This window comes from Streptomyces sp. NPDC059443 (assembly GCF_042750105.1).
Classification (GTDB): Bacteria; Actinomycetota; Actinomycetes; order Streptomycetales; family Streptomycetaceae; genus Streptomyces.
The window spans coordinates 1-18951 of the sequence record NZ_JBHYVM010000023.1; the positions used below are offsets into that span (position 1 = coordinate 1).

Genomic DNA, 18951 nt, shown 5'->3' on the forward strand with positions numbered 1-18951 from the left:
CGCGCGGCGCGTGTTTGCCGGGCGGGCCGCGCTGAGCTCCCGGTCCGCCCCCCCCCCCCCCGCCCCCCCCCCCCGGGGGGGGCGCCCCCGGGGGGGGGCCCCCCCCGGTTCCCGTTCAGGAGTTCCCCGATGTCCCGTGCCGCTCTCCGCGCCACCGTGCTGCTCGCGCCGCTCGCCCTGGCCGTCCTCACCGGCTGCGGCGGCGCCGCCCCCGCGGCCGCCCCGACGGCCACCCAGCCCGCTCACGTGGCCGCGGCCACCGCCGCGCCCGCGCCCGCGCCCGCCCCGACGGCCTCACCCGCCGCGCCGATGGCCGCCTCGGAGCCCGTACGTGTCCGGGTGCCCGCGGCGGGCGTGGACACCTCCCCCGTGCTCCGGCTCGGGCTGGCCGCCGACGGCACCGTCCAGGTGCCCTCCGTGGCGGACGGGGACAAGATCGGCTGGTACACCAAGGGCGTCACACCCGGTGAGACCGGTCCGGCCGTGCTGATCGGCCACTTCGACACCGCGCGCGGCCCGGCCGTCCTGCGCGACGTCTCCCGCGTCCACACCGGGGACGAGATCACGGTGACCCGGGCGGACGGCACCGACGCGGTCTTCCGGGTGCGCGAACTGGAGCAGGTGGACAAGAAGAGCTTCCCCACCGCGAAGGTCTACGGGGACACCGCGCGCCCCGAGCTGCGCCTGATCACCTGCGGCGGCGAGATCACCGCAGGTCACCGCCCCGACAACATCATCTTGTACGCCGATCTCGTGGGCTGATACGCCCAGGCGGCGCAGTGAGGCAGAATCGGCCGCATGAGCAACGAGCAGCCCACCGACGAACCGGTGTACGACGACCGGGTCTACCGCTCCCCCATGGCGACCGTCACCGGCGTGGCCATGCTCGCCCTGCTCGCGTGGCTCTGCGGGGACGCCGCGGTGCGGGGCAGCGGGAACTCCCCCTGGATCGCCCTCGCCGCCGCCGTGTGCTTCACGCCGCTCGTCGTGGCCTTCACCATCCGCCCCGCCGTCTTCGCCAACGCGGACCGGATGCGCGTGCGGAACCCGTTCCGGACCATCGAACTGCCCTGGGCCGCCGTGGACACCGTGCGCGCCGGGTTCTCGGCCGAGGTGCTGGCCGAGGGGTCGAAGTACCAGCTGTGGTCCGTCCCCGTCTCCCTGCGGGAGCGCAAGCGGGTGAACCGCCTCCAGCAGGGCGGGCCCAGCCGGATGGGCGGGATCATGGGGCGGAGCGCGACCGCTCCCGTCGAGCCCCGGCAGCAGCCGGGCGAGGCGGCGCCGCGGGCCACGGCGGACCGGACCGTGGCCGAGCTGCGCGAACTGCACGAGCGCGGGGCCTCGCGGGCCGGCGCCCAGGGCAAGGTGAAGGTCGCCTGGTCCTTCGAGATCCTCGTGCCGGCCGTGATCGGCGCGCTGCTCCTGATTGTGCTGCTCGCCACGGGCTGACCGGCCCTTATCCCGGAACCGCGGAGACCGGACGGTGCGTCTCCACAGGCGTGCACCGTCTCAAGGGCAGCGGTAATGCCGCTATTCACCTGCGGATCCGGCTTCTCTCCGGGGTCCTGCTGGCCGTTCACCTCCTCCTCGTCGGCTGGCTGATGCTGCGCCCGCTGGACGTTCCCTGGGCCGCCGCGGCCAATCTGACCCCGCTGGAAGGGATCCGGGCGGACCTCGCCTACGGACCCCTGGAGGCGGCCCGCCGGATCGGCGGGGGGCTGGCGCTGCTGGCCCCGCTCGGGGTGCTGCTGCCGCTGGCGGGCGGGCGCGTGGGGCTGTCGCCGCTGGCCGCGTGGTCCTCGCTGGCCCGGACCGCCGCCGCGGGCGTGCTGGTCTCGGTCGGGGTCGCGATGCTCCAGACCGCGGTCCCGGGGCAGGTGGTCGACGTGGATTCGGTGCTGCTGAACACCCTCGGCGTGATGGTGGCGCACCTGGCCGTCCTGCCGGTGCTGCGGGCCCGGCTGCGGCGTTCCCCGAAGGCCGCTCCGGCGGGCGGCCCCCAGGCGGGACCCCGGGTGGTCCCTCAGAGCGGCTCTCAGGGCCAGACCCCGAGAATTACCAGGGTCGGGCTCGGCCGCTGGAGCGACGTCCTGTCCGCGGTTCAGCGGGAGTATTGAGTCATCGAGGGAAAGCCTCCCGAGAAGACGACGAACGACCGAGGAGAGACCATGAGCGCCCTTGCCCGCCCCCGTGACGGACGATGGATCGGCGGAGTCTGTGCCGGTCTTGCGCGCCGATTCGGAATATCCGCGAACACGATGCGTCTCATCTTCGTGGTGTCGTGCCTGCTCCCCGGCCCGCAGTTCCTGATCTACCTGGCGCTGTGGGTGCTCCTGCCGAACGACAAGACGGGCGCCGCCGGAACCGCCGGCTGGTAGTTCCACGGCCGCCCGGTCGGCGGGCGGCCCGGCCGGCCGGCGGTGTCGGCGGCGGCCCCGGCGGTGCTCCCGGCGGCGGTCCGGTGCTCAGCCGGCCGCGCGGACCTTCTGGAGCTGCTTGTCGGTCACCGCGTGCGGGACCTCGGGAGTCTTCCCGTTCCCCGTCACGTTGAGGGCCATCAGGCGTACGACGGTGTCTCCCTGACGCACCACGACCAGGTGCACCTGGGCCGCGACTCCCGCCGCGGAGACGGTCGTGGTCCAGCTGACGCTTTCGTCACCGCCCGCCTTGTAATCGACCGGCTTCACCTCGCTGTAGCTGCCGGCCTTCTTCTCGACGGTGGCGTTGAAGCCCGTCCCGCACGAGGCCACGGCGTCCTTGAGGCGGGCGATCAGCGCCTTCGCGTCGGACTCGGCGTAGGAGCTGACCGAGGCGGAGACGGCGAGGCCCAGCTGGGTCTGCGAGCCGACGCCCCGGTTGACGGTTTCGCGCGCGGCCGGGTCGGGCTTGTCGCCCATGATGTCGGCGAGCGGCTGGCACGCCTTGCGGTCGGCCTGGGGCTGGCCGGCGGGGGCGTTGGGGTTCTTGCCGTTCGCGGAGATCTGGTAGCCGGGCAGGTCGCCCTGTTCCAGGGCGGAGCGCTCCAGCCTGCTCGCGGCCCGCTTCGGCGCGGCCGTGCCGGAGGCACCGGCCGACCCGGAGGCACCCGCGGAGCCCGCGGCCCCCGGAGATCCGGCGGAGCCGGCCGACGCGGCTTGGCCGGGTGCGCTGGCGGAGCCCTTCGGGTCCGCGGGCCCACCGCCCGCGGAGGTGTGCGTACTGCTGCATCCCACCGCTGCGAACAGCAGGGCGGGGAGCAGCGCGGCCGTGGCCGTTCGAGCCTTCATGCGCATGATCGAATTACCTCATACCCCGTACGTCGGCGGGCAGTTGGCTGTGATCGTGGCACATGCCACGACGTGGCACACACCTGCCCGAAGGGGTGTGCGCCACGTGTGCGTGCGTGCGAATCCCGCGGATGCGGGTCAGCCGCCGAGGTTGCTGAGGCCGCCGAGCGGCAGGCCCCCGAGGCTGCTGGTGAGCTGGCCGACCGGGTCGCTCGACTGGGTGGCCGGCTGACCCTCCTCCGCGCCCACCTTCTGCTGACTGGTGAGGCCCTGGACGGTGCCCAGCGCGTCGCCGAGACCGACGGCAGGGACGGCGGCCGAGGCGGTACCGGCGGCGACGGCGGCGAAGGCGGCACCGAGAGCGGCGACACCGAGGGTCTTGGCAGCTGACTGCTTCATGAAGGTTCGTCCTTGCGACGGGGAAATGAGCGGCTCCGCAAACTAGTCACTTCAAACCCCGCCCCGCAAACATCATTAAATACGAGAAGGCGCCCGGGAATTGCTCCTCCCGGACGCCTTCAGTCGGTCACCCCATGGCCTAGGCCGAGACAGAACCCCTGGTGGAAGCGGTCTGACGGAACAGCCACTCCGACTTCAGCTCTGCATAACCGGGCTTGATCACGTCGTTGATCATGGCCAGTCGTTCATCGAAAGGAATGAACGCGGACTTCATCGCATTGACCGTGAACCACTGCATGTCCTCAAGCGAATAGCCGAAGGTGTCGACCAGGTGCTCGAATTCGCGGCTCATGCTGGTGCCGCTCATCAGCCGGTTGTCGGTGTTGACGGTCAGCCTGAAGTGCAGCTTGCGCAGCAGGCCGATCGGGTGCTCGGCGTAGGAGACCGCCGCGCCCGTCTGCAGGTTCGACGTCGGGCACATCTCCAGGGGGATGCGCTTGTCCCGGACGTAGGAAGCCAGGCGGCCCAGCGTGACCGAGCCGTCCTCGGCGACCTCGATGTCATCGATGATCTTCACGCCGTGCCCGAGCCGGTCGGCGCCGCACCACTGCAGGGCCTGCCAGATCGACGGCAGGCCGAAGGCCTCGCCCGCGTGGATGGTGAAGTGGTTGTTCTCGCGCTTGAGGTACTCGAACGCGTCGAGGTGGCGGGTGGGAGGGAACCCGGCCTCGGCGCCGGCGATGTCGAAGCCGACCACGCCGTTGTCGCGGTAGCGGTTGGCCAGCTCCGCGATCTCCAGCGCACGGGCCGCGTGCCGCATCGCGGTCAGCAGCGCGCCGACGCGGATGCGGTTGCCGTTGGTCCGCGCACGGCGCTCGCCCTCGCGGAAGCCCTCGTTCACGGCCTCGACGACCTCTTCGAGGGTCAGGCCGGCTTCCAGGTGCTGCTCGGGCGCGTAGCGGATCTCGGCGTACACGACGCCGTCCTCGGCCAGGTCCTGGGCACACTCGGAGGCGACCCGGAAGAGGGCCTCCTTCGTCTGCATGACCGCGCAGGTGTGCGCGAACGTCTCCAGATAGCGCGGGAGGGAGCCGGAGTCGGCGGCTTCGCGGAACCAGGTGCCGAGCTTGGCGGCATCGGTCTCGGGGAGGTTCCCGTAGCCGACCTTGTCGGCCAGCTCGATGATGGTCCCGGGGCGCAGACCACCGTCGAGGTGGTCGTGCAGGAGCACCTTCGGGGAGCGGCGGATCTGATCCGGGGTGGGCAGGTTGGGGGTCTCGCTCGTCATCTGGGCACTCTAGCTCCTACGCGCGTAGAGTGATGCGCTGTTACCTGGACCCGATATGTAACAGTGACCGTGCGGACGGGTGGCGTACACCTCGGCGTCTGAGACTGTTTCGCCATGGCACAGCATGCGCCGTCGGCGCGCGGGGCCCGTCTGGGGCGGGCGGCCGGCGCGACCGGCTCGATTTCCACGGTCAGTGGTGTGGTGCTCCTGCTTCCCGGAGCGTCCAGATTGTCCCCCGGTCCGTTACGTCCGCTCGCCCGGGCACTGGCCCGCGCGGGCGCGGCGGACGGGCTGGTCACCCACCAGGTCATCCACGGCCGGGGCGACACCCGGGAGGAGGACGCCGAGTGGGCGGCGGACGAGGTGGTCCGGAGGTACGGGGACGTGCCGGTGTGCCTGGCCGGATACGACGCGGGCGGCCGGGCGGCCCTCGCAGCGGCCGGCCACGAGGCCGTCAACTCCGTTCTGGCGCTCGCCCCTTCGTTGCCGAAACGGTCCGCCTCCGACTCCCCCGAACCGGTGAAACAGCTGTCGGGCCGCCGGGTGCTGATCGTGCACGGCACCAACGACGCGCGCAGCGACCCGGAGTTGTCGTACCGGCTGGCGACCCGGGCGAAGAAGGCCAACCGCACGACGTGCCGCTTCGAGGTGCACTCCGACGGCCACGGACTGCGCGAGCATCAGGCGGAAGTCGTGGCCCTGTCCGTGGACTTCGTCCTCGGCTCGGTGTTCTGCGGTTCCTACTCGCGCCCGGTCACCGACGCGCTGGCGGCTCCGCCGCCGCTGGGCCTGCGGATGCCGCTCGCCTCCGGCTACGGGCGCTCCCTGCGGGGCTGACATCTCCTCAGGTCCCCCACGCCCCCGCGGCTGGTCATTCACGGCGTCCAGGGCGCCGGCCGTCCGGGGCGGCGGCTCCGGGGCGGCGGCGCGGAGGGGTGTGGGTGGTCGCGCGGAGGCGTGCGGGTGGTCGCGCGGGGCCGGCCGCGCCGGCCGTACCGTCCCCTCACGGTCGGACGGCGCGGGCGGGCCCTGCGCAACCACCTGAGGCATGCGCCCGGTCTACGGACGCGCAGCCATGACGGCGAAGCACGGACTCGTGGAGCCCGCACCCTCCCCCGAGAACGCCGTGGTCCCACTGTGCCGGTTCGGCATATGGTGGCGAAGATCGAAGGGCATCGTCTTGGTGCCTTGCGGGAACACGAGGGGTTTACGAATCGTCACAGGCCGGGACGAATACGCACATGCCAGGGGATGAAGCGGACCAGCTGAGCACCGTGGCCCGACGCTTGTACGGGTACGCGGCCGAGCGGCACGCCTTCACCGAGGCCGAGGCCGCCGAGGTGCTGGGCGACCCGGCCGACGTCTGTGCCGCCATCGCCGAGCTCGCGGCGGCGCACCTGCTCCAGCCCCGCCCGGACGGCCACGCGGACGGCCCGGTGGACGGCCCGGCGCAGGGGTCCGCGGACGGCCCGGCGCAGGGCCGGGCACCGGAGCCCCCGAGCCGGCCTCCGGTGCGCTGGAGCGCCGTGTCCCCCCGGACCGCCACCGCCCGGACGCTGGCCCCGCTGGCCCTGCGGGTGCGCGAGACCCACGAGGAGATGGACCGCCTGCGGGCCCTGCTGGAGACGCTGGTCCCGCAGTACGAGGCGGGCTCTTCGCAGCGCGACCGCGACGGGGCGGACAGCCTGGAGCTGATCACCGACCAGGACGCGCTCCGGGACCTGCTCCAGGGGTTCGCCGCGTCGGCCGAGTGCGAGATCCTGACCTGCCATCCGGGTGGCGGCCGCCCGCCCGCGATCCTGGCGGAGGCGGTGCTCCGGGACGAGGCGCTGCTGACCCGGGGCGTGCGGATGCGCACGATCTACCAGCACACCGCCCGCTACTCCCCGCCCACGGCCGCGTACGTCGAGCGGGTGACCGCCCTCGGCTCGCAGGTCCGTACCGTCGGCGACGGCCTGATGCGGATGATCCTCGTCGACCGGCACACCGGCCTGATGGAGGTTCAGGGCGACACCAAGGCGGCGCTGCTGGTGCGCGAGCCGAATGTCGTCCACTTCATGGTGCAGACCTTCGAACGCTCCTGGGCGGTGGCGGAGCCCTTCACCACCACCGTCGGCCCGGACCAGGCCCGTTCGATCTCCGAGGAGCTCCGCCAGACCATCGTGCGGCTGCTGGCGGAGGGGATGGAGGACAAGGTCATCGCCCGGCGGCTCGGCATGTCCGAGCGGACCTGCCAGCGCCACATCGCCGAGATCATGCGCGCGGTGGGCGCCAAATCCCGCTTCCAGGCCGGATACCTGCTGTCGGCGGCCGCTGCCCCGGCCCCGCGCGCTTCCCCTCCCGCACCCCCGCTCACGCCCCCGGACGAGGCTCCGGAAGTTCCGGGAGCTCCGGGATGAGGCGCCCGCGCCGGGACAGCAGGAACCGCTTGAACTGGGCCACCGGCGGCGTGTCCGGATGCCCGTCCAGCCAGGCGACCCCGATCTCACGGACCGCGCGCGGAGCGGTGACCGTCAGCTCGACCACCCCCGGCCGGGCCACGGCGGGCGGCGGCAGCAGCGCGACGCCGAGACCGGCCGCGACGAGCCCGCGCAGGGTCTCGGCCTCCTCCCCCTCGAAGGCCACCCGGGGCGTGAACCCGGCCTCCGCGCACAGGTCGTCGGTGATCCGGCGCAGGCCGTAGCCGGGCTCCAGGGTGACGAAGGTTTCCTCGGCGGCCTCGGCCAGCCTGATCCGCTTGCGGGTGGCGAGGCGGTGGTCGTCGGGGACCACCAGGCGCAGCCGCTGCTCGTCGAGGCGGCGGGCGACCAGATCGGGGGCGTCGGGCAGCGGCGAGGTCAGGCAGAGGTCGAGCTCGCCGGCCCGGAGCTTCTCCAGCATGGCCTCGCCGTAGTTCTGGACCAGCGAGAACCGTACGCCCGGATGGTCGGCCCGGAAGGCGCGGATCAGTCCGGGTACGGTCTCGGGGCCCAGGGTGTGCAGGAACCCGAAGGCGACCTTGCCGAAGGACGGGTCCGCGTCCTGCTGGACGGAGCCCGCGGCGCGGGCGATCTCCGCCAGCGAGCGCTCGGCGGAGGCGAGGAAGGTGCGGCCCGCGGTGGTGAGGGACACGGTGCGGCCCTTGCGGGCGAACAGCGCGACGCCCAGGTCCTGTTCGAGGCGGACCATGGCCCGCGACAGGGTGGACTGGGGAACTCCCAGCTCGTGCGCGGCGCGGGTGACGTGCTCGTGCCGGGCGACGGCCGCGAAGTACGCGAGGCGCGGGGCCAGCGCATGTGTCACGGCCATGTCTTCTTCGTAACGACTCATCGATAGGCACCCATCTGACCTGTGCTGATGCACCAATGGATCGATTATCGCGAATCCGTGCATTGGACGCATGAAAAGACCGGTTCTACGGTCGTACACATGCCTCCCGCTCATACCGGGGCACCCACCACCGTGGGTGCCTCCACCTCGCCTTTCCCTGCCGCAGTCGAGACCCCGGCCGCCGGGACCTCCGCGTCCGAGACCCCCGCCCCCGAAGCGCGTGAGCCCGGCCGCCCCGGCTACCGCCGGATGAGCCTCGCGCTCTTCGCCGCGGGCCTGGCCACCTTCGCCCTCCTCTACTCCACTCAGGCACTGCTGCCCGCGATCTCCGCCGGCTTCGGCGTGACGGCGGGTCAGGCCAGCTGGACGGTCTCGGCGGCCACCGGCGCCCTCGCGCTGTTCGTCCTGCCGCTCAGCGCGCTGTCCGAGCGGTTCGGCCGGACCCGGATGATGACCTGCTCGATGGCGGTGGCCGTGGGCGTCGGCCTCCTCGTCCCCTTCGCGCCGAACCTGGAGTGGCTGATCGCGCTGCGCGCCGTCCAGGGCGCGGCGATCGCCGGCATCCCGGCCTCGGCGATGGCGTACCTGGCGGAAGAGGTCAAGCCGAAGGCGCTGGTCGCCACGATCGGCCTGTTCGTGGCGGGCAACTCCATCGGCGGCATGAGCGGCCGCCTCGTCACGGGCTGGGCGGCCCAGGCCTGGGGCTGGCGCGGCGGGCTGCTGGCCGTCGGCCTGATGTCGCTGGCCTGCGCGTCGGCCTTCCTGGTCCTCCTCCCCCGGGCCCGGTTCTTCCGGCCGGCCTCGCTGAACCCGCGCGCGGTGGGACGTACCGTCTCCGGCCATCTGCGCGACCCGCTGCTGCTGCGCCTGTACGGGATCGGCGCGCTGTTCATGACCGTCTTCGGCGCCGTGTACACCGTCATCGGCTACCGCCTGGTCGAGGAGCCGTTCTCCCTCGGGCAGGGCGTCATCGGCTCGATCTTCCTGGTCTACCTGGTCGGTACGGTCTCCTCCGCGGCCGCGGGCCAGCTGGTGGCCCGTACGGGCCGGCGCGGGGCGCTGTACCTGGCGGTGACCACGACGGCCCTGGGCCTGCTCCTCTCCCTGTCGGACTCCCTCCCGGCCATCCTGCTGGGCCTGGTCCTGATCACGGCCGGCTTCTTCGCGGGCCACGCCGTGGCCTCGGCGGCGGTGAGCCGCACGGCGAAGACGGGTCGCGCGCAGGCCTCGGCGCTCTACCAGTCGGCGTACTACCTCGGCTCCAGCGCGGGCGGCACCCTGGGCGCCCTCGCCTACCACTCGGCGGGCTGGGCGGCCACGGTCGCCCTCGCGCTGCTCGCGGTCGTCGGCGTCGTCTCGATCACCCTGTACGGATCCCACGCGGCCCGCGCGGCCCACGCGGCGGCACTGCCCGCCCGCTGACCCGCTGCCCGGCGGACTCGCCGACGGACCCGGATGGCATGATCGCCGGTCATGTCCATAGTCAACTTTCACCTCATCCTCGGCGGCACGGTCAGCATGGTCTGCCCGGCCCGCGTGGTGGAGTCCGGCGCCGACGGCCTGCTGCTGTGGATCGCCCCGGGCACGCCGGTCTGGCGCGCCACGCTCCCGCCCGGCACCCACCTGCGGGACCTGCCGCCGGAGGGCTCGTACCCGCTGCGGGCGAGCCGGTGGCGGCGCGGGGGCGCGCTGATCCTCCAGCCGGCCGGGGCCGGGCACGCGGTGTGGTGGACCTTCACGAAGGAGCACGCCTTCAAGGGCTGGTACGTCAACCTCGAATCCCGCAGGCGGGAGGGCGCGGACGTCCACGTGATAGACCAGGAGTTGGACATAACGGTCACCCCGGACCGGGTGTGGGCGTGGAAGGACGAGGAGTCCTTCGCGGCGAAGACGGGCCACCCGTCGTACTGGACGGCGGCCGAGGCCACCGGAATCCGCGCGGAGGGCGTCCGCGTCACGCGGCTCGTGGAGTCGGCCGCCTACCCCTTCGACGGCACCTGGTGCGACTTCCGCCCGCCGGCGTCGTGGCCGGTGCCGGACCTGCCTGACCTGCCTGACCTGCCGGAACCGCCGCTCTGACCGCTCACCGGCCGCCTCGCCACCGCGTGCCGGGCTGCCGTTGTCAGAGGGGTCGGGTACTTTCCGAGGCATCGGGAACTAGCAAGGGGATCAAGGGACATGGCGGAGACGACGGACCGTGGGGCCAGCCCGGAGCTGGACGAGGCGCTCGACCGGTATCGAGTGGAGCTCACCGGCTACTGCTACCGCATGCTCGGATCGGCCTTCGACGCCGAGGACGCGGTGCAGGACACGTACATCCGTGCCTGGCGGAGCTTCGACAAGTTCGAGGGCCGGTCCTCGCTGCGGTCGTGGCTCTACCGGATCGCCACCAACGTCTGCCTGGACCTGCTGAACGCGGGGAACAAGCGGGCCCGTCCCATGGACCTCACCGCCCCGCAGCACCAGGCCTCCGCGATCCTCAACGAGCGGCCCGAGGTGACCTGGCTGGAGCCGGTCCCCGACGGGCGGGTGCTCCCGCAGACCGCCGATCCGGCGGAGATGGCGCTGGCCCGGGAGTCCGTCCGGCTGGCCTTCGTGGCGGCCCTCCAGCACCTGCCGGCCAAGCAGCGGGCGGTGCTGATCCTGCGCGAGGTGCTGGCCTGGAAGGCGGACGAGGTCGCGACCCTGCTGGACACCACCGTCGCCTCGGTGAACAGCGCCCTGCAGCGGGCCCGCGCGACGCTGTCCGCCACGCGCATGCGCGAGAGCCAGTCCGCGGACCCGCTGGACGCGGAGCAGGTGAAGCTGCTGGGGCAGTACCTCGCCGCCTTCGAGGCCTACGACATCTCCCGCCTGACCAGCCTCCTCCACGAGGACGCGGTGCTGTCGATGCCGCCGTTCGACCTGTGGCTCCAGGGCCACGAGGACATCGCGGCCTGGCACCTGAACCAGGGCATAGGCTGCAAGGGCTCCCGCCTGGTCCCGACCACGGCGAACGGCATGCCGGCCTTCGGCCAGTACCGGCCGCGCGAGGACGGGCAGCCGGGGTGGACCCCGTGGGCGCTCCAGGTGCTGGAGGTCTCAGACGGAAAGATCGTCGGGCTCAACGCCTTCCTGGACACCCCCCGGTGGTTCCCGCTCTTCGGTCTCCCCGAGCAGCTCGACGAGTCCTACGAGCCCTACGAGGTCCAGCAGGGCGCGTAGGGCCGGCCCGGCCCCGGTGACCCGGAACGGCCGGTCCCCGGCGGCGAGCCGCAGCCGGGCCAGTGCCTCGACGGCGGCGAGGCCGGGGGCCGTGACGGCCCCGGCGTCGCACACCACCGCGGCCGCGCCGCCCTCGTACAGCAGGGCGAGCCGGGCACACAGCCGGGCCGTGTCCTGGGCGGTCGGGGACGGTCCGGGCAGCACGAGTCTCATGATCTCCACGAGAGGGTGACTCCCCCGCGGCCCGGAACTCATCGGCCGGGTAGGCAGGGCATGCCCGGCATGCCTGGCACCACGAACGGGACCGGCGGGCGTCCACCGGTCCCGTTCAGCCGCACGAGCAGGACTACGCGATGCGGTCCAGGACGATCGGGGTGGCGGAGAAGGACGTGCCGGCCGCCGCGATGTCGAAGGTGCCGTCCAGCGCCGCGAGGGCGTAGTCGAACTTCTCCGGGGTGTCCGTGTGCAGGGTCATCAGCGGCTGGCCCGCCGTCACCGTGTCGCCCGGCTTCGCGTGCAGCTCGATGCCCGCGCCCGCCTGGACCGGGTCCTCCTTGCGCGCGCGGCCGGCGCCCAGGCGCCAGGCGCCCACGCCCACCCCGTACGCGTCCAGGCGCGTCAGCACGCCCGAGGACGGGGCGGTGACCACGTGCTGCTCGCGGGCCACCGGCAGGGCCGCGTCCGGGTCGCCGCCCTGCGCCGCGATCATCCGGCGCCACACGTCCATCGCGGAGCCGTCGGCCAGCGCCTTCGCCGGGTCGGCGTCCTTGATGCCCGCCGCGTCCAGCATCTCCCGCGCGAGGGCCAGGGTCAGCTCGACCACGTCCGAGGGGCCGCCGCCCGCCAGGACCTCCACCGACTCGCGGATCTCCAGCGCGTTGCCGGCCGTCAGGCCGAGCGGGGTGGACATGTCGGTGAGGAGGGCGACCGTCTTGACCCCGCTGTCCGTGCCCAGGCCCACCATCGTCCGCGCCAGCTCGCGCGCGTCCTCGATGTTCTTCATGAACGCGCCGGTGCCGACCTTCACGTCCAGGACGAGCGAGCCGGTGCCCTCCGCGATCTTCTTCGACATGATGGAGGAGGCGATCAGCGGGATGGCCTCGACGGTGCCCGTGACGTCGCGCAGCGCGTACAGCTTCTTGTCGGCCGGGGCCAGCCCGTCGCCCGCCGCGCAGATCACCGCGCCGGTGGTGTCCAGGACGTGCAGCATCTCCTCGTTGGAGAGCAGCGCGCGCCAGCCGGGGATGGATTCCAGCTTGTCCAGGGTGCCGCCGGTGTGGCCGAGGCCGCGGCCGGAGAGCTGCGGTACGGCCGCGCCGCAGGCGGCGACGAGCGGGGCCAGCGGCAGGGTGATCTTGTCGCCGACGCCGCCGGTGGAGTGCTTGTCGGCCGTCGGGCGGGAGAGGGAGTCGAAGTTCATCCGCTCGCCGCTCGCGATCATCGCGGCGGTCCAGCGGGCGATCTCGGCCCGGTTCATGCCGTTCAGCAGGATGGCCATCGCCAGCGCCGACATCTGCTCGTCGGCGACCACACCGCGCGTGTACGCGTCGATGACCCAGTCGATCTGCTCGGGGCTCAGTTCGCCGCGGTCACGCTTGGTGCGGATGACGGAGATGACGTCCATGAGGTGACTTCCTTCTACGCGCATAGAGATGAGGAGGAGGGAGGAGGTTCGGGAGGGGGAGGGAAGGGAGACGGCCCTCCGCCCGGCAGGGGCGAAGGGCCGTCGGTACGGCTATCTCAGGTGGTCGGGCCCGAAGGCCTGCGGCAGCATCGCGCTCAGCGGCAGGATCCCGTCCGGCGTCTCCACCAGCAGGTCCGGCCCGCCGAACTCGTACAGCAGCTGGCGGCAGCGCCCGCAGGGGACGAGGCTCTCGCCCTTGCCGTCCACGCACGTGAAGTGGGTGAGGCGCCCGCCGCCCGTGGCCTGGAGGGAGGAGACCAGACCGCACTCGGCGCACAGGGCCAGCCCGTAGCTCGCGTTCTCGACGTTGCAGCCGGTCACGACCCGCCCGTCGTCGACGAGGGCGGCGACCCCGACCGGGAAGCCCGAGTACGGCGCGTACGCCCGGGTCATGGCGTCCCGCGCGGCGACGCGCAGGGCTTCCCAGTCCACTGCCGGGGCCGCCGTCACTTGCCCTGGCCCTTGCGGTACGGCATGCCGTCCGCCTTGGGCATCCGCAGGCGCTGCGCGGACAGCGCGAGCACGAGCAGCGTGGTCAGGTACGGGGCGGCGTCCACGAACTGGCTGGGGACCGCGTCGGTCAGCGCGTACCAGAGGAACAGCAGCACGGCGAAGACCGCCGAGACGCCGGCCTGGACGTACTTCTTCTTGTAGAGCTGCCAGGCGACGACCAGGACCAGCAGGATCGCGATGAGCAGCAGCATCGCGTGGACGTTCTCGGCGCCGCCGCGCAGCTTGAGGCTGTCGGTGAAGCCGAAGAGGCCGGCGCCCAGCGCCATGCCGCCCGGCATCCAGTTGCCGAAGATCATCGCGGCGAGACCGATGTAACCGCGGCCGCCGGTCTGGCCCTCCTGGTAGATCGGGCTGGCCACGATCGACAGGAACACGCCGCCCAGGCCCGCCAGGGCGCCCGAGACGATCACGGCGATGTACTTGTACTTGTAGACGTTGACGCCGAGCGATTCGGCGGCGACCGGGTTCTCGCCGCAGGAGCGCAGCCGCAGGCCGAAGGTGGTGCGCCACAGCACCCACCAGGTGCCGGGGATGAGCAGCAGCGCGACGACGGTCAGCAGCGACAGGTGGGTGACCAGGCCGCCGATGACGCCCGCGAGGTCCGAGACGAAGAACCAGTGCTTGCCCTGGAGGGTCGCCATCCAGTCGGACAGCCCCGGCACGGTGATCTCGTAGATCGGCTCGATGCGCGGGGACTGCTTGGCGGAGCCGCCGGGAGCCTCCGCGAAGGTGAACTTCGACAGGTACTGGGTGAAGCCCAGCGCCAGGATGTTGATGGCCACACCGGAGACGATGTGGTTGACGTTGAAGGTGACCGTGATGACCGCGTGCAGCAGGCCGCCGATGGCGCCGCCGATGATGCCGACGAGAACGCCGGTCCACGGGCCCCACTGGTAGCCGGCCCAGGCGCCGAACCAGGTGCCGAGGATCATCATGCCTTCGAGGCCGATGTTGACCACGCCCGCACGCTCGGCCCACAGGCCGCCGAGGCCGGCGAGGCCGATCGGCACGGCGAGGGAGAGCGCTCCGGAGACCTGGCCGATCGAGGTCAGGTCGTTCGCGCCGCTGATCACGCGGACCAGCGAGACCAGCGCGAGGCCGCCCGCGACGATCAGCATGATCCACGGGAGGGTGAGCTTCTTGCGGCCGTCCTGCTTCTTGGGCGCGGCGCTGGTCGCGGAAACGGTGCTGGTGCTCACGCCGAGACCTCCTTCTCGGTCTTGATGGCGTGGCCTGCGGCCAGTTCCTCGCCGACCTTCTGCTGCTGGCGGCGGATGCCGTAACGGCGGACGAGCTCGTAGGAGACGACGACCGCGATCACGATCAGGCCCTTCATGATCGTGCCGATCTCCTTCGCGTACCCGGCCGTGTCGAGCGAGGCCGAGGCCTTGTCGATGAAGGCCATCAGGAACGCGGCGAAGAAGATGCCGATCGGGCTGTTGCGGCCGAGGAGCGCGATGGTGATGCCGGTGAAGCCGACACCGACCGGGAAGGACAGGCTGTACGTGTGGCTCTCGCCGAGCAGGACCGGCATGCCGGCGAGGCCGGCGACGGCGCCCGAGATGAGCATCGAGGTGATGATCATCTTCTTGGCGTCCACGCCGGAGGCCTGCGCGGCGGACTCGCTGGCGCCGGTGGCGCGCAGGTCGAAGCCGAAGCGGGTGCGGCTCAGCGTGAACCAGTAGACGATGCCCAGCGCGAAGGCGACGAAGGTGAAGCCGTAGATCTCCAGGCCGTCACCGAAGGCCAGGGCCGGGAACCAGCCGGACTTGGCGATCTCGCCGGTGGTCAGGTCGTTCGAGCCCGCGGGCTGGACGCCCAGGTTCTTCGGCAGGATCAGCCAGGCGATCAGGCTGGTCGCGATGGCGTTCAGCATGATCGTGGAGACGACCTCGCTGACACCGCGCTTGGCCTTCAGGACGCCGGCGATGCCGGACCAGGAGGCACCGACCAGCATGGCGACGACCACGATCAGCAGGATGTGCAGCGGACCGGGCAGCGTGACCGCCGCGCCGACCACCGCGGACACCATCGCCGCGAGGCGGTACTGGCCGTCGACGCCGATGTTGAAGAGGTTCATCCGGAAGCCGATGGCCACCGCCAGGGCGGCCAGGTAGTACGTACCGGCCTGGTTGATGATGAGGACCTGGACGTCCTCGTAGCCGGAGTTCTCCACCATGAGGCGCAGCGGGTCGATCGGGTCGACGCCCGTCGCCGCCAGCACGATCATGGTCAGCGCGAAGGCGGTGACCAGCGCGAGCACGGGGCCGGCGAAGCCGAGGAGCAGCCGGTCCTTGTCGAATTTCTTCATCGGGCCTCGTCCTCCGGAGAGTCGGTACGGGCGTCCGTGCCGGCGTCGGAGTGGTTGTCGGTGGCTTCTGTGGCTCGCGGGGGCACTTCGAGGTGCCCGGAGGCGGCGCCCGTCATGGCGGTGCCGAGCTCTTCGGGGGTCACGGTCGCGGGGTCGGCGTCCGCGACCAGGCGGCCGCGGTAGATGACGCGCAGGGTGTCGGACAGGCCGATCAGCTCGTCCAGGTCGGCGGAGATCAGCAGGACCGCCAGGCCTTCGCGGCGGGCCTCGCGGATCGCGTCCCAGATCTGCGCCTGCGCGCCGACGTCCACACCGCGGGTGGGGTGGGCGGCGATGAGGAACTTCGGGTTGTGGCTCATCTCGCGGCCGACGATCAGCTTCTGCTGGTTGCCGCCGGAGAGCGAGGAGGCGGTGACCTCGATGCCGGGCGTGCGGACGTCGTACTCGCGCACGATCCGCTCGGTGTCCTTGCGGGCGGCCTTCGGGTCGAGGATGCCGCGCTTGGAGTTGGGGGCCTCGGTGACGTGGCCGAGGATGCGGTTCTCCCAGAGCGGGGACTCCAGCAGCAGACCGTGCCGGTGGCGGTCCTCGGGGATGTAGCCGATTCCGCCCTCGCGGCGCTTGCGCGTCGCGACGGTGGAGATGTCGGTGCCGTCCAGCGTGATGGTGCCGCCGTCCGGGATGCTCATGCCCATCAGGGCCTCGATGAGCTCCGTCTGGCCGTTGCCCTCGACGCCGGCGATGCCGAGCACCTCACCCTTGTGGATGGTGAGGTTGATGTTCGCCAGCACCTCGCGGACCACGCCGTCCGGGTCGGTCGCGGCCAGCCGCAGGTCCTCCACCTTGAGCATCGGGGTGGTGGTCACGGTGGACTCGCGGGTCTCCGGGGAGGGGAGTTCGGAGCCGACCATCAGCTCGGCGAGCTGCTTGGTCGTGGTGTTGCGCGGGTCGGCGGTGCCGACCGTGGTGCCGCGCCGGATGACGGTGATGTCGTCGGCGACCTTCAGGACCTCGCCCAGCTTGTGCGAGATGAAGATGACGGTCAGGCCTTCGGCCTTGAGCTCGCGCAGGTTGTCGAAGAGGGCGTCGACCTCCTGCGGCACGAGCACGGCGGTCGGCTCGTCGAGGATGAGGATCTTGGCGCCGCGGTAGAGGACCTTGAGGATCTCCACGCGCTGCCGGTCGGCGACGCCGAGGTCCTCGATCAGGGCGTCGGGGCGTACGCCGAGGCCGTACGCGTCCGAGATCTCCTTGATCTTCTTGCGCGCCTTCGCGCCGATGCCGTAGAGCTGCTCGCCGCCGAGAACCACGTTCTCCAGGACGGTGAAGTTGTCGGCCAGCATGAAGTGCTGGTGCACCATGCCGATGCCGCGGGCGATGGCGTCGCCGGGGCTGTGGAAGGAGACCTGCTCCCCGTCGATCGCGATGGTGCCCTCGTCCGGCTTCTGCATGCCGTAGAGGATCTTCATCAGGGTCGACTTGCCGGCGCCGTTCTCACCGACGAGGGCGTGGACCGTGCCCTTGCGGACGGTGATCGCGATGTCCTTGTTGGCGACGACGCCGGGGAAGCGCTTGGTGATGCCGTGCAGTTCTACGGCGGGGGGCGGGCTGGACGCGTTGATGACGCACTCTCCTTGGCGCGGAAGGAGCTGAAGACAGGAGGGGGACAGGGCGGGGAGAGAAAGTATCGCGTCCACGATGCTTCTACGCGCGTAGCACTGTCGAAAGTGAAAACTTGCGGCCAACCGGCCACAAGATCACACGAAACCACATGACACGGATCGGGGCCCGGGAGCGATAGAGACCGCTTCCCGGACCCCGGAGATCACGCTTACCGCATGTCAGACGGTGCCTTACGGCGCGGTCTTGACGGTGATCTTCTTGGCGATGATGTCGGCCTTCGCCTTGTCGACCGCGGCGACGACGTCCGTCATCTTCTTGTACTCGGGGTTGGAGTCGGCCAGGCCGACGCCGTCCTTGTCGAGGCCGTAGCGGACCTCACCGGACTGGGGCTTGCCGTCCTCGACCGACTTGATCAGGTTGAAGACCGACAGCGAGACCTGCTTGGTGACCGAGGTCAGGATGTGGTCCTTGTACTTCGCCAGACCGGCCTGGTTGTACTGGTCCGAGTCGACGCCGATGGCCCACTTGTCCTTGGCGGCGGCGGCCTCGATGGCACCGGAGCCGGCCAGACCGGCGGCCGCGTAGATCACGTCGGCGCCCTTGTCGAGCTGGCCCTCAGCGGCGGCCTTGCCCAGGTCGGGCTTGGCGAAACCGTCGAAGTTCGGCGGCTGGGTCAGGTACTGGGTGAGCACCTTGGCGTTCGGGTTGGTGTCCTTGACGCCCTGGGTGAAGCCCGCCTCGAACTTCTTGATCAGCGGAACCTCGACACCGCCGATGAAGCCGACCGTGCCGGACTTGGACGCCTTGGCGGCGGCGACGCCGGCCAGGTAGGAGCCCTGCTCCTCGTTGAAGACGAGGTTGGCGATGTTCGGAGCGGTCACCGAGGTGTCGTCGATGATGCCGAACGTGGTCTTCGGGAACTTCTCCGCGACCTTCTTGATGGCCGGAGCGTAGGAGAAGCCGACGCCGATGACCGGGTTGTTGCCCTTGCGGGCCAGCTCGGTCAGGCGCTGGACCTTGTCGGCCTCGCCCTCGCCGGCGGTGGGCTCCGCCTCGGCGCCCTTGACGCCCAGGTCCTTCTCGGCCTGCTGGAGGCCGGCGTAGGCGGCGTCGTTGAACGACTGGTCGCCGCGGCCACCGATGTCGTACGCGATGGCGACGGACTTCTCCGGGGAGGAGGAGGCCGACGACGAGTCCGAGGACTTCTTACCGCCACAGGCGGTGGCCGAGAGGGCCAGCGCCGCGGACGCGATGCCCACGGTGGCGATCCTGGTGATCCGGCGCAAGGGGAGGCTCCTTCAAAACCTGACCGAAGCGCCACGACCGGCGCTGGTTTCGCCGAGATCGTAACGCG

At 71.5% G+C, this 18951-nt stretch carries 19 protein-coding genes and 1 pseudogene; 9 read left to right on the forward strand and 11 right to left on the reverse strand.

Features of this window, described 5'->3' with window-relative positions:
• Window positions 1-129 precede the first annotated feature (129 nt).
• The 4 genes from ACFXDJ_RS22040 to ACFXDJ_RS22055 are packed head-to-tail and all read left to right on the forward strand — an operon-like array spanning window position 130 to window position 2378.
• Window positions 130-762 carry a class F sortase gene (locus ACFXDJ_RS22040; protein ID WP_384664102.1) on the forward strand — a complete coding sequence of 211 codons (633 nt, stop codon included), beginning with the start codon at window positions 130-132 and terminating at the stop codon, window positions 760-762.
• Window positions 763-798: 36 nt separating this feature from the next.
• The gene (locus ACFXDJ_RS22045; RefSeq protein WP_384664104.1) at window positions 799-1449 is read left to right on the forward strand and encodes a PH domain-containing protein; all 651 of its coding nucleotides are present in this window, start codon (window positions 799-801) and stop codon (window positions 1447-1449) included.
• A gap of 50 nt (window positions 1450-1499) precedes the next feature.
• Complete coding sequence (locus ACFXDJ_RS22050) at window positions 1500-2117, forward strand: VanZ family protein (RefSeq protein WP_384850025.1); 618 nt, start codon at window positions 1500-1502, stop codon at window positions 2115-2117.
• A gap of 51 nt (window positions 2118-2168) precedes the next feature.
• Entirely contained in the window at window positions 2169-2378 is a 210-nt protein-coding gene (locus tag ACFXDJ_RS22055) for a PspC domain-containing protein (RefSeq protein WP_330298220.1), read from the forward strand.
• A gap of 87 nt (window positions 2379-2465) precedes the next feature.
• Here the strand turns inward: ACFXDJ_RS22055 and ACFXDJ_RS22060 are convergent, their stop codons facing one another.
• From ACFXDJ_RS22060 to ACFXDJ_RS22070, 3 genes are all read right to left on the reverse strand, one after another.
• Complete coding sequence (locus tag ACFXDJ_RS22060; RefSeq protein ID WP_384651923.1) at window positions 2466-3266, reverse strand: hypothetical protein; 801 nt, start codon at window positions 3264-3266, stop codon at window positions 2466-2468.
• A gap of 138 nt (window positions 3267-3404) precedes the next feature.
• Window positions 3405-3665: a hypothetical protein gene (locus ACFXDJ_RS22065; RefSeq protein WP_384651925.1), complete on the reverse strand. Its 261-nt coding sequence runs from the start codon at window positions 3663-3665 to the stop codon at window positions 3405-3407.
• A gap of 139 nt (window positions 3666-3804) precedes the next feature.
• Window positions 3805-4953 carry an adenosine deaminase gene (locus ACFXDJ_RS22070; protein ID WP_384651927.1) on the reverse strand — a complete coding sequence of 383 codons (1149 nt, stop codon included), beginning with the start codon at window positions 4951-4953 and terminating at the stop codon, window positions 3805-3807.
• A 114-nt stretch (window positions 4954-5067) separates the two neighbouring features.
• On the opposite strand from ACFXDJ_RS22070, the gene ACFXDJ_RS22075 reads away from it, so the two are divergent.
• Window positions 5068-5790, forward strand: a complete 723-nt coding sequence (locus ACFXDJ_RS22075; RefSeq protein ID WP_384651929.1) for an alpha/beta hydrolase — start codon at window positions 5068-5070, stop codon at window positions 5788-5790.
• A 404-nt stretch (window positions 5791-6194) separates the two neighbouring features.
• A complete protein-coding gene (locus tag ACFXDJ_RS22080) occupies window positions 6195-7352 on the forward strand; it encodes a LuxR C-terminal-related transcriptional regulator (RefSeq protein ID WP_384850030.1) in 1158 nt (385 codons plus the stop codon).
• On the opposite strand, the gene ACFXDJ_RS22085 is transcribed toward ACFXDJ_RS22080, so the two are convergent.
• Window positions 7306-8262 carry a LysR family transcriptional regulator gene (locus ACFXDJ_RS22085; RefSeq protein WP_384850033.1) on the reverse strand — a complete coding sequence of 319 codons (957 nt, stop codon included), beginning with the start codon at window positions 8260-8262 and terminating at the stop codon, window positions 7306-7308. The genes ACFXDJ_RS22080 and ACFXDJ_RS22085 overlap by 47 nt on opposite strands.
• A 99-nt stretch (window positions 8263-8361) precedes the next feature.
• Here ACFXDJ_RS22085 and ACFXDJ_RS22090 point away from each other — a divergent pair, with 99 nt between their 5' ends.
• The 3 genes from ACFXDJ_RS22090 to ACFXDJ_RS22100 all read left to right on the forward strand — a co-directional run bounded on the left by ACFXDJ_RS22090 (window position 8362) and on the right by ACFXDJ_RS22100 (window position 11466).
• Entirely contained in the window at window positions 8362-9684 is a 1323-nt protein-coding gene (locus ACFXDJ_RS22090; RefSeq protein WP_384850036.1) for an MFS transporter, read from the forward strand.
• A gap of 51 nt (window positions 9685-9735) precedes the next feature.
• A complete protein-coding gene (locus ACFXDJ_RS22095; protein ID WP_384850039.1) occupies window positions 9736-10341 on the forward strand; it encodes a DUF402 domain-containing protein in 606 nt (201 codons plus the stop codon).
• 99 nt (window positions 10342-10440) lie between these two features.
• Window positions 10441-11466 carry a sigma-70 family RNA polymerase sigma factor gene (locus tag ACFXDJ_RS22100; protein ID WP_384850042.1) on the forward strand — a complete coding sequence of 342 codons (1026 nt, stop codon included), beginning with the start codon at window positions 10441-10443 and terminating at the stop codon, window positions 11464-11466.
• Window positions 11467-11496: 30 nt separating this feature from the next.
• Here ACFXDJ_RS22100 and ACFXDJ_RS22105 read toward each other — a convergent pair.
• The 7 genes and pseudogenes from ACFXDJ_RS22105 to ACFXDJ_RS22135 all read right to left on the reverse strand — a co-directional run.
• A pseudogene (locus ACFXDJ_RS22105) lies at window positions 11497-11721 on the reverse strand (hypothetical protein); the annotation flags it as partial.
• A 91-nt stretch (window positions 11722-11812) separates the two neighbouring features.
• Window positions 11813-13090 carry a thymidine phosphorylase gene (locus tag ACFXDJ_RS22110; RefSeq protein ID WP_384651940.1) on the reverse strand — a complete coding sequence of 426 codons (1278 nt, stop codon included), beginning with the start codon at window positions 13088-13090 and terminating at the stop codon, window positions 11813-11815.
• 111 nt (window positions 13091-13201) lie between these two features.
• Window positions 13202-13600 (reverse strand): cytidine deaminase, encoded by a 399-nt coding sequence (locus ACFXDJ_RS22115; protein ID WP_384651942.1) that lies wholly within the window; start codon window positions 13598-13600, stop codon window positions 13202-13204.
• On the reverse strand, window positions 13597-14862 hold the full coding sequence (locus ACFXDJ_RS22120; protein ID WP_384850045.1) for an ABC transporter permease: 1266 nt from the start codon (window positions 14860-14862) through the stop codon (window positions 13597-13599). The genes ACFXDJ_RS22115 and ACFXDJ_RS22120 overlap by 4 nt, the downstream gene beginning before the upstream one ends.
• Complete coding sequence (locus ACFXDJ_RS22125; protein WP_384651946.1) at window positions 14859-15974, reverse strand: ABC transporter permease; 1116 nt, start codon at window positions 15972-15974, stop codon at window positions 14859-14861. The genes ACFXDJ_RS22120 and ACFXDJ_RS22125 overlap by 4 nt, the downstream gene beginning before the upstream one ends.
• Window positions 15971-17596, reverse strand: coding sequence for an ABC transporter ATP-binding protein (locus ACFXDJ_RS22130; RefSeq protein WP_384651972.1), 1626 nt, complete (start codon window positions 17594-17596; stop codon window positions 15971-15973). Before ACFXDJ_RS22130 ends, ACFXDJ_RS22125 begins: the two co-directional genes overlap by 4 nt.
• Before the next feature lie 231 nt (window positions 17597-17827).
• On the reverse strand, window positions 17828-18883 hold the full coding sequence (locus ACFXDJ_RS22135) for a BMP family protein (protein WP_384651948.1): 1056 nt from the start codon (window positions 18881-18883) through the stop codon (window positions 17828-17830).
• Window positions 18884-18951: the final 68 nt, after the last annotated feature.